This is a genomic window from uncultured Pseudoramibacter sp. (genome assembly GCF_903789625.1).
GTDB classification, from domain to species: domain Bacteria; phylum Bacillota; class Clostridia; order Eubacteriales; family Eubacteriaceae; genus Pseudoramibacter; species Pseudoramibacter fermentans.
Map to the genome: position 1 here is coordinate 43,677 of NZ_CAIFFF010000008.1, position 13,918 is coordinate 57,594.

Below are 13,918 nucleotides of genomic sequence, written 5' to 3' on the forward strand. Positions count from 1 at the left end.
AAGATTCTTTAGAAACATATGGGGAGTGAAAATCAAATGAGAATCGTGTTATTGGGCCCTCCGGGCGCAGGTAAAGGAACACAGGCGAAAAAAATCGCCGATCAATACGGTATTGTTCATATTTCCACCGGGGATCTGTTCAGAGACAACATCAAAAATCAGACACCTTTGGGAAAGAAAGCCAAGGCTTATATGGACGCGGGCAATCTGGTGCCTGATGAATTGGTCATCGCGTTGGTTGAAGACCGTATTGCGAAGGATGACTGCCAGAACGGTTACCTGCTCGACGGGTTCCCGCGGACAGTAGCGCAGGCTTCAGCTTTGTCTGATTACACAGAAAAGACCGGCAAGCCCCTTGATTTTGCACTCTCAATTGAAGTGCCTGAAGACAAATTGATTGACCGGATCGTCGGCAGACGGGTCTGCCCCAACTGCGGCGCATCCTACCACGTCACCTTTAATCCGCCGAAAAAAGACGGCGTCTGCGACCGCTGCGGCGGCACGCTGACTCAGCGCAAGGACGACACCGAAGCGACCGTTAAGAACCGCCTCGACGTCTACAACAAGGAAACCGCACCGTTGATCGACTACTACCGCTGCAAGGACATTCTCGTCACCGTCAACGGCGATCAGGATGTGGGTGTGGTCACCGCCAATATTTTCAAGGCGCTCAATTAATTGAGGCACCTTCAGGAACAGAATCAAATAGACAGGAAAGTGTGAGACACAATGATTGCGATAAAAAATGACAAGGAAATTGAAAAGATGAAGGCAGCCGGCCGTCTGGTCGGCGAATGCCACAATCTGCTCAGAGATATGATTAAGCCCGGCATCACAACGATGGAACTCAACGACGTCGCGGAAAAATATTTCAGAGATCACGGCGCATATCCCACGTTTTTGGGGTACGGCGGATTCCCGTATTCAATTTGCGCGTCGGTTAACGAAGAAGTCGTCCATGGCTTTCCGTCAGACCGAGTTCTTAAAGAAGGGGATATCATCTCCATCGACCTCGGCGCGACGCTGGACGGATACGTCGGCGATGCGGCGAGAACCTGGGGTGTCGGGAAAATTTCAGATGAAGCCCAGAAGCTCATCGATGTGACCCGCGACTCTTTCTTCAAGGGAATCGAACAGGCGCACGTAGGCAACCGCCTTTCTGATATCGGCCACGCTGTTCAGCAGGTGGCGGAAGCCGCTGGCTTCTCCGTCGTCAGAGATTACGTCGGACACGGCATCGGCCGGGAAATGCACGAAGATCCGCCGATTCCGAATTACGGCAAACCGGGCCACGGTCCGAGACTGCTCAAGAATATGACCTTGGCGGTCGAACCGATGGTCGACGTCGGCACCTACGAAGTCCACACGCTGGACAACGACTGGACAGTCGTGACCAATGACGGCAAGCTCGCCGCTCATTACGAAAACACGATCTGGATCACCGGAGAAGGCGCGCCAGAAATTCTGACACTGGTCGAAGATTAATCGAAATTATTTTATGAGTAAAGAAATTGAGATCGGACAGATCGTCCGATCGAAAGCAGGCAGAGATAAAGGCAGATACATGATCGTCGTTGGGATACTCGATGGCGATCATGTTGCGTTGTGCGACGGCGATTTGCGCAAGATTGCATCGCCGAAAAAGAAAAAAATAAAACATCTTGCAAAAACGAACAAAGTCCTGTATCATATAAAAGATAGGCTGTTATCAGGTCAAAAAGTGCAGAATAGTGAGATACGAAAAGCACTTTCAGCTTATCCGCAGGATGGCCAGCAAAATCTAAACGCGACACAGAAATGAAGGAGGATATACTTTGTCGAAAAAGAATGTGATCGAATTGAAAGGCAAAGTTGTTGAAGCGCTGCCGAACACGGTGTTCAAAGTGGAATTGGAAAACGGACATATGGTCACAGCACATATTTCTGGGAAATTGCGTATGAATTACATCCGCATTTTGCCGGGGGATGAAGTTACTCTGGAACTTTCTCCGTACGATTTAGACCGTGGCCGCATTGTGTGGCGCGGAAAAGGCCGGTCATAATAATTTAAATAAGGAGAATATCATGAAAGTCAGACCATCTGTAAAACCGATGTGCGAAAAATGCAAAGTCATCAAACGTCATGGCAAAGTCATGGTGATTTGCGAAAACCCGAAGCACAAACAAAGACAAGGCTAATCGAAGCCAACATTATTTTTTGATCATTAATGTGGAAGCGGCTGTCAACACATTTTTGATAGATGAGGTTCGGATCCATCACCGTATTGCCTGAATAAGGGAATCAGATCCGACGGACATGGGCTGTTATTGTCACTTCGCAGCTCAGATCATATTTACACATGATTCAGGAGGTAAACTACTTATGGCAAGAATTGCCGGAGTTGACTTACCGCGCGATAAGCGTGTTGAAGTCGGCTTGACTTACATCTATGGCATTGGAAGAGCAACTTCAAAGCAGATTCTTCAGGAAGTCAACATTGACCCGAACACAAGAGTCAAGGATTTGACCGAAGCTGAAGTCGGCGCTCTCCGTAATATTCTCGATGAAAAATACACCGTTGAAGGTGACCTTCGCCGAGAAGTGAACTTGAACATCAAACGACTGATCGAAATCGGATCATACCGCGGTATGAGACATCGTCGCGGCCTGCCGGTCCGCGGACAGCGTTCCAAAACCAACGCGAGAACCCGCAAGGGACCGAAGAAAACTGTTGGCCGTTCTAAGAAAGACGCATAATAGGAGGTTGAAAATTGGCTAAGGCTGTTAGATCTAAAAAGAGAAAGATCAAAAAGAATGTTGAACGCGGTCAAGTACACATTCAATCTTCTTTTAACAATACAATCGTAACAATCACAGACAACGCAGGCAACGCGCTTTCATGGGCTTCCGCTGGGGAAATGGGCTTCAGAGGCTCCAAAAAGAGCACCCCATTTGCCGCACAGATGGCCAGCGAACAAGCCGCAAAATTAGCGATGGAACACGGCCTGAGAAGCGTTGAAGTTAATGTTAAAGGACCTGGCTCCGGTCGTGAAGCAGCGATTCGTGCACTTCAGGCTGCCGGTCTTGAAATCACAGTAATCCGCGACGTCACGCCGATTCCGCACAACGGCTGCCGTCCACCGAAACGCAGAAGAGTCTGATTGGAGGTATATAGAGTATGGCGAGATATACAGAAGCTTCATGCCGTCAATGCAGACGCGAAGGCATGAAATTATATTTAAAAGGCGAAAGATGCTATTCAAAAGACAAATGTGCTTTTGACAAGCGCCCGACACCGCCAGGTGGTGCAGGCAAACGCCGCGCGAAGCTTTCCGAATACGGCATGCAGCTTCGTGAAAAACAGAAGGTTAAGAGAATTTACGGCGTTCTGGAAAAACAGTTCAGACACTATTTCGACGTCGCTGAAAAACAGCAGGGGATCACAGGGGACAACCTGTTATTCTTACTCGAAGAAAGACTGGACAACGTCGTTTATCGTCTGGGACTGGCAACTTCCCGCAAGGAAGCAAGACAGCTGGTTCTCCACGGACATTTCACTGTCAACGGCAAGCGCGTCAACGTGCCATCCTATCAGATCAAGGTCGGCGACGAAATCGCAGTTGCAGACGGCAGCAAGAAATCCACAAAATTCAAGGACATCATCGAAGCGACAGAAAACAGAGCAATTGTTCAATGGTTGACGGTCGATTACGACAAACTGGCAGGTAAAGTTGTCAGCAAACCGACCCGTGAAGATATCGATATTGAAATTGCAGAACATCTCATCGTCGAATTGTATTCCAAGTAATCTAGGGCCGTATTGGAACCCTCGTGTTTTGGAGTCTTGTTTATATTTTAGGAGGGTATCGATTATATGATCGAATTCGAAAAGCCAATCATTAAGAATGTTGATAGATCCGAAGATAACACTTACGGCAAATACACAGTCGAACCTCTTGAACGTGGATACGGCACCACGCTCGGCAACAGCCTGAGACGGATCATGCTTTCCTCTCTTCCTGGCGTTGCCATTACATCTGTCAAGATTAATGATGTTCGTCACGAATTTTCGACGATTGAAGGCATTAGAGAAGATGTTATTGAAATTCTGCTGAATCTTAAAGGCCTGTGCGCCAAGATGTACACCGACGAACCGCAGATCATCCGCATTGAAGCTCAAGGCGAAGGCGAAATCACCGCTGGGGATATCATTTGTGGGCCGGAAGTGGAAATCATCAATCCAGACATGCATATCTGTACGATGGCCAACGACGCCGTCCTGAATATGGAAATGAAGCTGGAAAAGGGCCGGGGCTACAGACCGTCAGAAAAGAATAAGTACGACGGGATGCCCATTGGCACACTGCCGATGGATTCAATTTTCTCACCGATTCGGAAAGTCATTTTCCGGGTTGAAGATACGCGTGTCGGTCAGGTCACGGACTTCGACAAGCTGACGCTCGAAATCTGGACAGACGGGACGATGACGCCGGAAGAAGCACTGTCGCTTTCGGCGAAGGTCATGAACGACCACCTGAAACTTTTCATCGACCTGACAGAAGAAGCGGAATACGTCGAAACCATGGTTGAACGCGAAGAAAATGAAAAAGAACGGATCAAGGAAATGTCCATCGAAGAATTGGAACTCTCCGTCCGTTCGAGCAACTGCCTGAGACGGGCAAATATCGATACAGTTGAAAAATTGACTCAGAAAACAGAAGAAGACATGATGAAGGTCCGCAACCTTGGCCGCAAGTCCTTGAACGAAATCAAACGCAAGCTTGCTGAAATGGGCCTGTCTCTGAGTCAGGAAGATAAAACGAAGGAGTAATAGAATGGCTGGTTACAGAAAACTGGGAAGAACATCCGCCCAAAGAAAAGCCATGCTCAGAAATTTAACCACTGCACTTCTGGAACAGGGTCGCATCCAGACGACGCTGCACCGCGCAAAAGAAGTCAGAAGAATGGCTGAAAAAATGGTGACATTAGGAAAACGCGGCGATTTACACGCAAGAAGACAGGCTCTGGCCTACATCACAAGTGAAGATGTGGTCACTCAGCTCTTCGAAGAAATCGCACCGAAATACGCAGACCGCAACGGCGGCTACACACGCATTTACAAGATGGGACCGCGCCGCGGCGACGCTGCAGAAGTGGCCATCATCGAAATGGTCTAAGCCATTTGCGTGAGCTTAAGAATCAAGACTGAAGTCTTCGGACTTTGGTCTTTTTTATTTTGCAAGTTTTGGGTTTTGTATTATAATGGCATGCGGAACTAATCGTCAGATTGACGAAATACAAAGGATAAGGATATGAATGAGCAAACTGCATTTGTAACACACGGTCAGAACGGCCAGGACGCACAGAGCCAGCCGATTATCCGGGTTGAAAATCTCAGCTACGCCTATCCGGTGGAAGACAGTGACCAGCCTAAGCAGGCACTGAGCGATGTCAATTTAACGGTGGCGCGCGGCGAGTTTGTCGGCATCATCGGGCATAACGGCTCGGGCAAGTCGACGCTGTCGAAAATCCTGAACGGGATCCTTTCACCGGATTCGGGCGACGCCTGGATCGAAGGGATGAACACGAAGGATCCGGAAAAGATCTGGCAGATCCGGAAAACGGCCGGCATGGTCTTTCAGAACCCGGACAACCAGCTGGTGTCCTCGGTGGTGGAAACCGACGTGGCCTTCGGCATGGAAAACCTCGGCGTGCCCTCAGAACAGATTAAGGAAAAAGTGACAGAGGTCCTCGACATCGTCGGGATGTCCGACTACCGCAAGGCCAGACCGCACCAGCTCTCTGGCGGCCAGAAGCAGCGGATCGCCATCGCCGGCATCCTCGCGATGCAGCCGGACTGCATCATTTTCGACGAGCCGACCGCGATGCTCGACCCCAATGGCCGGGCTGAGGTCATGAAGACCATCACCAATTTGAACCGCGAGCACGGGATGACGGTGCTGCACATCACCCACTACATGACCGAGCTCGTCGGCGCGGACCGAATCGTCGTGATGGACGGCGGCCGGGTTGTCGCGACAGGCACGCCCCGGGAAATCTTCTCCCAGGTGGCGATGTTAAAAGAAATCGGCCTCGACGTGCCGCAGATGACCGAGCTGGCCTACCTTTTGAATCAGGACGGCTACGACATCCCGAAGGATGTCCTCGAAATTCCGGAAATGGTGGAGGCGTTATGTCACTTAAAATAGAACACTTGGATCACGTGTACGCGCAGAACTCGCCCTTCGAGTTCAAGGCCCTCGACGACGTGAACGTCGAGCTGGAAAACGGCCACTTCATCGCGCTGATCGGCCACACCGGCTCCGGCAAATCCACGCTGATTCAGCATTTAAACGGGCTGATCGAGCCGACTTCCGGCACGGTTTATTTAAACGGCGTCGATATTTTCAATCAGTCAAAAGAAGATTTGGTCAAAACCCGGTTTTCGGTGGGGCTGGTCTTCCAGTACCCGGAACACCAGCTTTTCGAGGAAACAGTCGCCAAGGACGTGGCCTTTGGCCCGAAGAATCTGAAGCTTTCAGAGGAAGAAATTCAGGAGCGGGTGAAATGGGCCATCGAAATGGTCGGCCTGGACTACGAAAAAATGAAGGACGTCTCGCCCTTTGAGCTCTCCGGCGGACAGATGCGCCGGGTGGCCATCGCCGGGGTGCTGGCGATGAAACCCAAGGTGTTGATTCTCGACGAGCCGACGGCGGGCCTCGACCCCCACGGGCGGGACACCATCCTCGGCCAGATTGAAAAGCTCCACAAAGCGACGGGCAATACGGTCATTCTGGTCTCCCACAGCATGGAAGACGTCGGGCGCTACGCCGACCGCATCCTCGTCATGTACAAAGGGAAGGCCGTGTACTACGACACGCCGACCGTGGTTTTCCGCCACGTGGATGAGCTCGAAAAAATGGGCTTGGCGGTGCCAGAAGTCAAGTACCTGATGCGGGCGCTGAAGAAACGGTACCCGGAAATCGACGACGATATTTTCACGGTTGAAGCCGCCAAGGCGGAGATCGAACGGGTGTTTGGAGGTGAACGCGATGTTTAAGGATATTACCCTCGGCCAATATTATCCGACCGGCTCGGTGATTCACCAGCTCGACCCACGGACGAAGATCAATTTTACCCTCGTGTACATCGTGCTGCTTTTCGTCGTGAACAATCCGGTCGGCTATTTGATCGCGATTGGGATTCTGGCGCTGGTGATCGCGCTGTCGAAAATCCCCTTCGTCTATATCGCCAGAGGCCTGAAGCCGCTGATCTTTATCATCGTGCTGACCTTTATCCTCAACATGTTCATGACGCCGGGGCAGGTGCTCTGGCAGTGGAAGGCGCTGCACATCACCCGGGAAGGCTTAAAACTTTCGATCTTCATGGCCCTTAGGCTGACGCTGCTCGTGGCGGGGACGTCGATCATGACGCTGGCGACCTCACCGATGGATCTGACTGACGGGATGGAAGCCGGCATGTCGGTGATTCCGGGGCTCAAGCGTGTAGCCCACGATCTGGCGATGATGATGTCCATCGCGCTGCGCTTCATTCCGACATTAATGGAAGAAACGGACAAGATCATGAAGGCCCAGAAGGCGCGCGGCGCTGATTTTGAAACCGGCAACATCATCGACCGGGCCAAGGCATTGATTCCGATTCTCGTGCCGCTGTTCGTCTCGGCCTTCAGACGGGCTGACGAGCTGGCGACGGCGATGGAAGCCCGCTGCTACCGAGGCGGGAGCGGCCGGACCCGGATGTACGTGCTTGCCTACGCGAAGCGGGACGCCATCGCCTACATCGTGCTCGCCGCGATGACGGCGGCGATGATCGGCTCCCGGTTCATCCAATACCCGTGGCCTTTCCCCTTTGGATAAGCCGATGAAAAACATTGGATTGGTCGTGGCCTATCGGGGCGACGCCTTTGCCGGCTGGCAGATTCAGAAAAACGCTGAGACCGTCGAGGGCGATTTGAAGCAGGCAGTCGAGGCGGTGACTGGCGAAAAGGTGACGATTTACGGCGCCGGGCGCACCGACGCCGGCGTACACGCCCGGGGACAGCGGGCCAATTTCAAAACCGCTTCCCGCATTCCGCCGGAGCGCTTCGCCTACGCCCTCAACGCCCACCTGCCGGAGGCCGTCCGGGTCATGCAGAGCTTCGAGGTGCCTGTGGCTTTTCACAGCCGATACGACGCGAAGGGCAAATGCTACACCTACCGCATTTACCGCGGCCCCATCGCCGATCCTTTGACCGCGGATTTCAGCTGGCAGGTGTCCTATCCTCTCGACGTGGACAAGATGCGGGCCGCCGCGGCGGAGGCCGTCGGCACCCACGATTTTAAGAGCTTTCAGGCGGCGGGCTCCTCGGCCAAGACCTCGGTCAGGCGGGTAGACCGCATCGACTTTGCCGAGGACGGGCCGATGCTCATCATCCGCTACGTCGGCACCGGTTTTCTCTACAACATGGTCCGGATTTTAACCGGCACCCTCGTCGCCATCGGCTCGGGCAAGTTTGCGCCGGACGCGATGGCGGGCATCATCGCGGCGAAGGACCGAAACGCGGCGGGCGTGACGGCCCCAGCGAAGGGCCTGGAGCTGACCCGCGTTTACTACACAAAATAATTTGACAAAAATGGGAAAAAGAATTGACAGTCAAAAGAGGCATATAATATAATATGTGTCAGGCTTTCATGTACCTCTGCCCCTAGGTACAAAATGATATAACGGCTGAGCCAACCAATCAGCCGGTCATTTCGCTTTCGATAATTTCCCACTTTTATCGAAAAAAACAACTTACAATCAAGGAGGATATGAGATGAAAGCATACGCCACAAAAATGGCTAAATCTCAGGATATAGATCGCAAATGGTATGTGGTCGACGCTACAGACAAGGTGCTGGGCCGTCTGGCTGCAGAAGTCGCAAACGTGTTGAGAGGGAAGAACAAACCGTGCTTTACCCCTAACGCAGATTGCGGTGATTTTGTTATTATTGTCAACGCTGACAAGATCAGATTAACCGGCAATAAACTCGATCAGAAGCTTTACAAGACCTATTCCGGTCATCCAGGCGGACTGAAGGAAATCGCTTATCGTCACTTCCTGGAAGAAAAACCGGCTCAGCTCGTTTACAAGGCAGTCCGTGGTATGGTGCCGCACAACAAGCTCGGCGATCAGGTGATGAAGAAACTTCGCGTTTACGCTGGTCCGGATCATCCGCATGCAGCACAACAGCCTGAAGAAATGGCACTGTAATCTGAGAGAGGTATAGAACATGGCAAAAGTACAATATTTTGGAACAGGCAGAAGAAAAGTATCCGTCGCGCGCGTGCGTCTGTTGCCGGGCGATGGTAAATTTACAATCAACGGTCGCGACATCGACGATTATTTCGGACTGGAAACACTGAAAATGATCGCACGTCAGCCGTTGGCATTAACCAACACCACTGACAGCTTTGACGTTGTCGTCAACGTTTATGGCGGCGGCTTCAACGGTCAGGCCGGCGCGATCCGCCACGGCATCGCCCGCGCATTGGTCGAAGCAGACGTCAACCTGCGTCCTGAACTGAAGAAGGCTGGCTTCTTAACCCGTGACGACAGAATGGTCGAACGTAAGAAATACGGTCTCAAAAAAGCGCGCCGCGCACCGCAGTTCTCAAAACGTTAATTTATATCCATCGGACTTTGCCGCTTTTCGGCAAAGTCTTTTTTTAACCCTAATTTTATTATTTTTTAACAAAGGAGAAAATCGTGTTGGGAATGATCTTTCTGCTCATCGTCATTCTGGTGCTGGTGCTCGTCAACGTGCGCGTCGTACCGCAAACCGAGACCTATATTATCGAACGGCTCGGCAAATTTAAAACCATCTGGGAGGCGGGGCTCCACGTGAAGGCGCCGTTTATTGACCAAATTACCAGCAAGGTCTCCCTGAAGGAACAGGTGCTGGATTTTCCGCCGCAGCCGGTGATCACCAAAGACAATGTCACGATGCAGATCGACTCCGTCGTGTTCATGAAGGTGTTCGACCCGAAGCTTTACACCTACGGCATCAACAACCCCCACGCGGGGCTGGAAAATCTATCGGCCACCACGCTGCGCAACATCATCGGCGAGATGGAGCTGGATCAGACGCTGACGAGCCGGGAAGTGATCAACGCAAAAATGCAGGGCGTCCTCGACGAAGCGACTGATCCTTGGGGTATCCGCGTGACCCGGGTGGAAATCAAAAACATCAAGCCGCCCCAAGAAATCGAAGAGGTCATGACCAAGCAGATGCGGGCCGAACGGGAACGGCGCCAGACGGTGCTCGAGGCTCAGGCCCATCAGGAAGCGGTCGTCTCTCGGGCTGAAGGGGACAAGAAGGCGAAGATTCTCGCCGCCGAAGCAGAGCGGGACGCGAAAATCGCGACGGCTGAAGGGGAAGCGCGCTCTCTCCTGTTGGTTTCCAAGGCGAAGGCCGATGGGATCAAGATGCTCAACGAGGCGGACATACAGGACGCGGTGTTGAAGCTTAGAGGCATTGAAGCTTTGAAGGACATGGCCGACGGCCGGGCGACGAAGATTTACATGCCGACGGATTTAAGCGATTTGATCGCGTCGCTGGGTGTGGCCGGCGAGGCTTTGGGCGTTGGCGATCACACGCCGATCGACAAAAGGCCGAAGATGCAAAAGGCGCCGGCAGCCGATCCGTGCGTCACGAGCGAAACCGGCCGTGGCGGCCGGGAAGCGGCTGAGACGTCTGCGCGGATTAATCGGGACGTCGAAAATCAAGGGCGCCGCCAATGACGAAGGCCATTTTCAAATTAAAAGCGGAGGCAGCTCCGCTTTTTTTAGTGCAATTTTGTAAAAAATCAAGGAAAAATTGAAAGAAAATGAAAAGTGTGATATAGTCTTGTAAGCGAAATTTTCACACAAATGAAAACCCGTCAAATCGGCGGGCCGATTGAAAATAAATGAAATAAATTTTGACCATTATCGGCACTACAATTCGTTAACAGGAGAAATGAATGAAACAAGAAAATCCAATTATTAATATTGCCGTGATTGCACACGTCGACGCGGGCAAGTCCACGCTGGTCGACGCTTTCCTCAATCAGAGCCACGTCTTCCGCGACAACCAGAAGGTCGTCGACTGCGTGATGGACTCCAACGATTTGGAACGGGAACGTGGGATCACCATTTACTCGAAGAACTGCTCGGTCATGCACGACGGCATCAAGATCAACATCGTCGACACCCCGGGCCACGCCGATTTCTCGTCTGAAGTGGAACGTATCCTCAAAACCGTCGATACCGTCATCCTGCTCGTCGACGCGAGCGAAGGGCCGATGCCTCAGACCCGCTTCGTTTTGAACAAATCCCTCGAACAGGGACTGCGCCCGATTCTGTTCATCAATAAGATCGACAAGAAGGATCAGCGCGCCGAAGAAGTCGTCGACGAAGTTTTCGACCTCTTCGTCGAACTCCACGCCAACGACGAACAGCTCGATTTCCCGATTCTTTACGGGATCGCCAAGGAAGGCATCGCCAAATACGAAATGGACGACGACAGCACGGATTTGACTCCGCTGTTCGACACGATCATCAAGCACGTCGGCATTCAGGAAGACCTGAGCCTCGAACCGCTGCAGATGCAGATTTCATCCCTGGCCTACGACGACTACATCGGCCGCCTCGGTATCGGCCGCGTCTCCACCGGGACGATCCACGAAGGGGACCAGCTGGAAGTGGCCAAGCGCGACGGCAGCTTCGAAAAGGTCAAGGTCAACCAGGTCTTCGTCTACAAGGGACTGTCCAGAGTGCCGGTTAAATCCGCGCCGGCCGGCGACATCGCCGTGGTCTCCGGGATTCCGGATATCTCCATCGGCGAAACCATCGGCGAAGTGGATCAGGTCCAGCCGATGGAAATGATCGAAATCGAAAAGCCGACGCTGTCGATGAACTTCTTTGTCAACACCTCGCCCTTTGCCGGCCAGGAAGGGGAATTCATCACGACCCGCCACCTGAAGGCCCGCCTCGAAAAGGAATTGGAAGTCAACGTCGGGCTCGAAGTCGAACCCCTGCCGGACACCACCGAAGGCTTCAAGGTTTCGGGCCGCGGCGAACTGCACCTGTCCATTCTGATCGAAAACATGCGCCGTGAAGGCTACGAACTGGCCGTCTCTAAGCCGGAAGTCATTTTCAGAACCGACGAATCCGGCCACAGAACCGAACCGATCGAAGAAGTCGTCGCCAACGTGCCGGACGAATACTCCGGGACCGTCATTGCCAAGCTGAACCAGCGCAAAGGGATGATGACTGAAATGAGCTCCGAAGAAGGCTGGACCGATATGACCTTCGAAGTCCCGACCCGCGGGCTCCTCGGCTATCAGAGCGAATTCATCAACGACACCCACGGCGAAGGGACGCTGGTCCGCCGCTTCGACCACTTCGAACGCTACAAGGGCGACATCCCAGGTCGTCAGAACGGCGTGCTCGTCTCCGGCGTCAACGGCGAAACCATGGCTTACTCGCTGTTCAACTTGAGTGACCGCGGGACCTTGCTCGTCGATCCGGGGACTAAGGTCTACGAAGGCATGATCATCGGGATCAACAACCGCAGCGACGACATGGTCGTCAACCCGATTAAGAACAAGAAGCTGACCAACACCCGTGCGTCCGGCTCCGACGAAGCCCTGAAGCTCATCGATCCGAAGGTCTTCTCCCTCGAAGAAGCCCTCGAATTTATCGAAGACGACGAATTGGTGGAAGTCACACCGCAGAGCATCCGCCTGCGCAAGAAGATTTTGTCTGAACTGGACAGAAGACGTGCGCGCCGCGGCGGTGGCAACAAATAAGCCGTTTTGGCACGATCACGACGCTGCTCCTTTTTGGGGCGGCGTTTTTTTGTGGTTGGCATTTCCCCCAGAACAGGCGTATAATAAAAATAAAAAGGGGGTTATTGCAATGGCATCTGACATTTCGAAGCTAACGGAAATTTTGAGGGAAAGCGACAACATCGTCTTCTTTGGCGGCGCCGGCGTTTCGACGGCTTCCGGCATTCCGGATTTCAGATCGGCGGGCGGCATTTACAGCCAGAAGCTCAACGCCACCTTCACGCCGGAAGAAATGGTGTCCCACAGCTTTTTCGTCAACCACACCGAAGAATTCTATAAATTTTACCGAGACAAGATGGTCTATCCCAAGGCCGAACCCAACGGCTGCCATATTGCGCTGGCCAAGCTCGAAAAAATGGGCAAGGTCAAGGCTGTGGTCACCCAGAATATCGACGGCCTGCACCAAAAGGCGGGCAGCGAAATCGTCTTTGAACTCCACGGCTCGGTCAAGCGCAACTACTGTACGAAATGCGGTGCGTTTTACGACGACGAATGGGTGATGGCGCAGCTGGGCGTGCCGAAATGCGAAAAATGCGGCGCGATCGTCAAGCCCGACGTCGTGCTTTACGAAGAAGCCCTGGATCCAGCGCAGATCAACGGCGCGGTGGACGCCATTTCGAAGGCCGACACCCTGATCGTCGGCGGCACCTCGCTGATTGTCTACCCGGCAGCCGGCCTGATCAATTATTTCAGAGGAAAGCACCTCGTTGAAATCAACAAATCGGCGACCTCGGCGGACTCCAGGGCAGAGCTGGTCATCCGCGACGACATCGCCAAGGTCATGGCCGAAGCGGTCGAAAATATGTAAATTTGAGACCTTTTCTCAAATGAATTGACCTTTTAATAAGATTATTCTATAATGAGATTAGTTAAATAAAAAAGATCCTGTGGGTAAAGGGAAACAGGTGGAAAACCTGTACTGTGAATCGCAGCTGTAACGCGAAATGCGCGCTCATAGCCACTGCCGAAAGGTGGGAAGGGAGCGCAGATGATATCGCGAAGTCAGAAGACCGGCACAGTGATTGGTTCGGATGTCTTCGATTTGTGGCATCGGAACGCAACAAC

Annotated in this window: 19 protein-coding genes and 1 riboswitch; all 19 genes read left to right on the forward strand. The window is 52.6% G+C overall.

What is annotated here, in order from left to right; translation table 11 throughout:
• The first annotated feature begins 36 nt into the window (after positions 1–36).
• The 19 genes from QZX60_RS06005 (at position 37) to QZX60_RS06095 (ending at position 13,661) form a co-directional block, all read left to right on the forward strand.
• Positions 37–678 carry an adenylate kinase gene (locus tag QZX60_RS06005; protein WP_295362384.1) on the forward strand — a complete coding sequence of 214 codons (642 nt, stop codon included), beginning with the start codon at positions 37–39 and terminating at the stop codon, positions 676–678.
• A gap of 51 nt (positions 679–729) precedes the next feature.
• Entirely contained in the window at positions 730–1,485 is a 756-nt protein-coding gene (gene map, locus QZX60_RS06010) for a type I methionyl aminopeptidase (RefSeq protein ID WP_295362386.1), read from the forward strand.
• A 13-nt stretch (positions 1,486–1,498) separates the two neighbouring features.
• Entirely contained in the window at positions 1,499–1,801 is a 303-nt protein-coding gene (locus QZX60_RS06015; protein ID WP_295362388.1) for a KOW domain-containing RNA-binding protein, read from the forward strand.
• A 13-nt stretch (positions 1,802–1,814) separates the two neighbouring features.
• On the forward strand, positions 1,815–2,042 hold the full coding sequence (infA, locus tag QZX60_RS06020) for a translation initiation factor IF-1 (RefSeq protein ID WP_295362390.1): 228 nt from the start codon (positions 1,815–1,817) through the stop codon (positions 2,040–2,042).
• Between the two features lie 22 nt (positions 2,043–2,064).
• On the forward strand, positions 2,065–2,178 hold the full coding sequence (gene rpmJ, locus QZX60_RS06025) for a 50S ribosomal protein L36 (RefSeq protein WP_013781731.1): 114 nt from the start codon (positions 2,065–2,067) through the stop codon (positions 2,176–2,178).
• A gap of 184 nt (positions 2,179–2,362) precedes the next feature.
• Positions 2,363–2,737 (forward strand): 30S ribosomal protein S13, encoded by a 375-nt coding sequence (gene rpsM / locus QZX60_RS06030; RefSeq protein WP_154575584.1) that lies wholly within the window; start codon positions 2,363–2,365, stop codon positions 2,735–2,737.
• A 14-nt stretch (positions 2,738–2,751) separates the two neighbouring features.
• On the forward strand, positions 2,752–3,141 hold the full coding sequence (gene rpsK, locus QZX60_RS06035) for a 30S ribosomal protein S11 (RefSeq protein WP_154575583.1): 390 nt from the start codon (positions 2,752–2,754) through the stop codon (positions 3,139–3,141).
• Between the two features lie 17 nt (positions 3,142–3,158).
• Positions 3,159–3,788: a 30S ribosomal protein S4 gene (gene rpsD / locus QZX60_RS06040; protein WP_295362394.1), complete on the forward strand. Its 630-nt coding sequence runs from the start codon at positions 3,159–3,161 to the stop codon at positions 3,786–3,788.
• A gap of 66 nt (positions 3,789–3,854) precedes the next feature.
• Positions 3,855–4,811, forward strand: coding sequence for a DNA-directed RNA polymerase subunit alpha (locus QZX60_RS06045; protein ID WP_295362396.1), 957 nt, complete (start codon positions 3,855–3,857; stop codon positions 4,809–4,811).
• A gap of 4 nt (positions 4,812–4,815) precedes the next feature.
• Positions 4,816–5,157, forward strand: a complete 342-nt coding sequence (rplQ, locus tag QZX60_RS06050) for a 50S ribosomal protein L17 (protein ID WP_295362398.1) — start codon at positions 4,816–4,818, stop codon at positions 5,155–5,157.
• A 135-nt stretch (positions 5,158–5,292) separates the two neighbouring features.
• Positions 5,293–6,189, forward strand: a complete 897-nt coding sequence (locus tag QZX60_RS06055) for an energy-coupling factor transporter ATPase (RefSeq protein WP_295362401.1) — start codon at positions 5,293–5,295, stop codon at positions 6,187–6,189.
• On the forward strand, positions 6,174–7,040 hold the full coding sequence (locus QZX60_RS06060) for an energy-coupling factor transporter ATPase (RefSeq protein WP_295362403.1): 867 nt from the start codon (positions 6,174–6,176) through the stop codon (positions 7,038–7,040). Before QZX60_RS06055 ends, QZX60_RS06060 begins: the two co-directional genes overlap by 16 nt.
• A complete protein-coding gene (locus tag QZX60_RS06065) occupies positions 7,033–7,857 on the forward strand; it encodes an energy-coupling factor transporter transmembrane protein EcfT (RefSeq protein ID WP_295362405.1) in 825 nt (274 codons plus the stop codon). The genes QZX60_RS06060 and QZX60_RS06065 overlap by 8 nt, the downstream gene beginning before the upstream one ends.
• Positions 7,858–7,861: 4 nt before the next feature.
• A complete protein-coding gene (gene truA, locus QZX60_RS06070) occupies positions 7,862–8,602 on the forward strand; it encodes a tRNA pseudouridine(38-40) synthase TruA (protein WP_295362407.1) in 741 nt (246 codons plus the stop codon).
• Between the two features lie 193 nt (positions 8,603–8,795).
• Entirely contained in the window at positions 8,796–9,233 is a 438-nt protein-coding gene (rplM, locus tag QZX60_RS06075) for a 50S ribosomal protein L13 (protein ID WP_295362408.1), read from the forward strand.
• 19 nt (positions 9,234–9,252) lie between these two features.
• Positions 9,253–9,645: a 30S ribosomal protein S9 gene (rpsI, locus tag QZX60_RS06080; RefSeq protein ID WP_154575574.1), complete on the forward strand. Its 393-nt coding sequence runs from the start codon at positions 9,253–9,255 to the stop codon at positions 9,643–9,645.
• A 92-nt stretch (positions 9,646–9,737) separates the two neighbouring features.
• The gene (locus QZX60_RS06085) at positions 9,738–10,763 is read left to right on the forward strand and encodes an SPFH domain-containing protein (protein ID WP_295362477.1); all 1,026 of its coding nucleotides are present in this window, start codon (positions 9,738–9,740) and stop codon (positions 10,761–10,763) included.
• A 221-nt stretch (positions 10,764–10,984) separates the two neighbouring features.
• On the forward strand, positions 10,985–12,814 hold the full coding sequence (gene typA / locus QZX60_RS06090) for a translational GTPase TypA (RefSeq protein ID WP_295362412.1): 1,830 nt from the start codon (positions 10,985–10,987) through the stop codon (positions 12,812–12,814).
• A 109-nt stretch (positions 12,815–12,923) separates the two neighbouring features.
• Positions 12,924–13,661, forward strand: a complete 738-nt coding sequence (locus tag QZX60_RS06095; protein ID WP_295362414.1) for an NAD-dependent protein deacylase — start codon at positions 12,924–12,926, stop codon at positions 13,659–13,661.
• A 41-nt stretch (positions 13,662–13,702) separates the two neighbouring features.
• A riboswitch (cobalamin riboswitch) is annotated at positions 13,703–13,887 on the forward strand.
• The last annotated feature ends 31 nt before the right edge of the window (positions 13,888–13,918 follow it).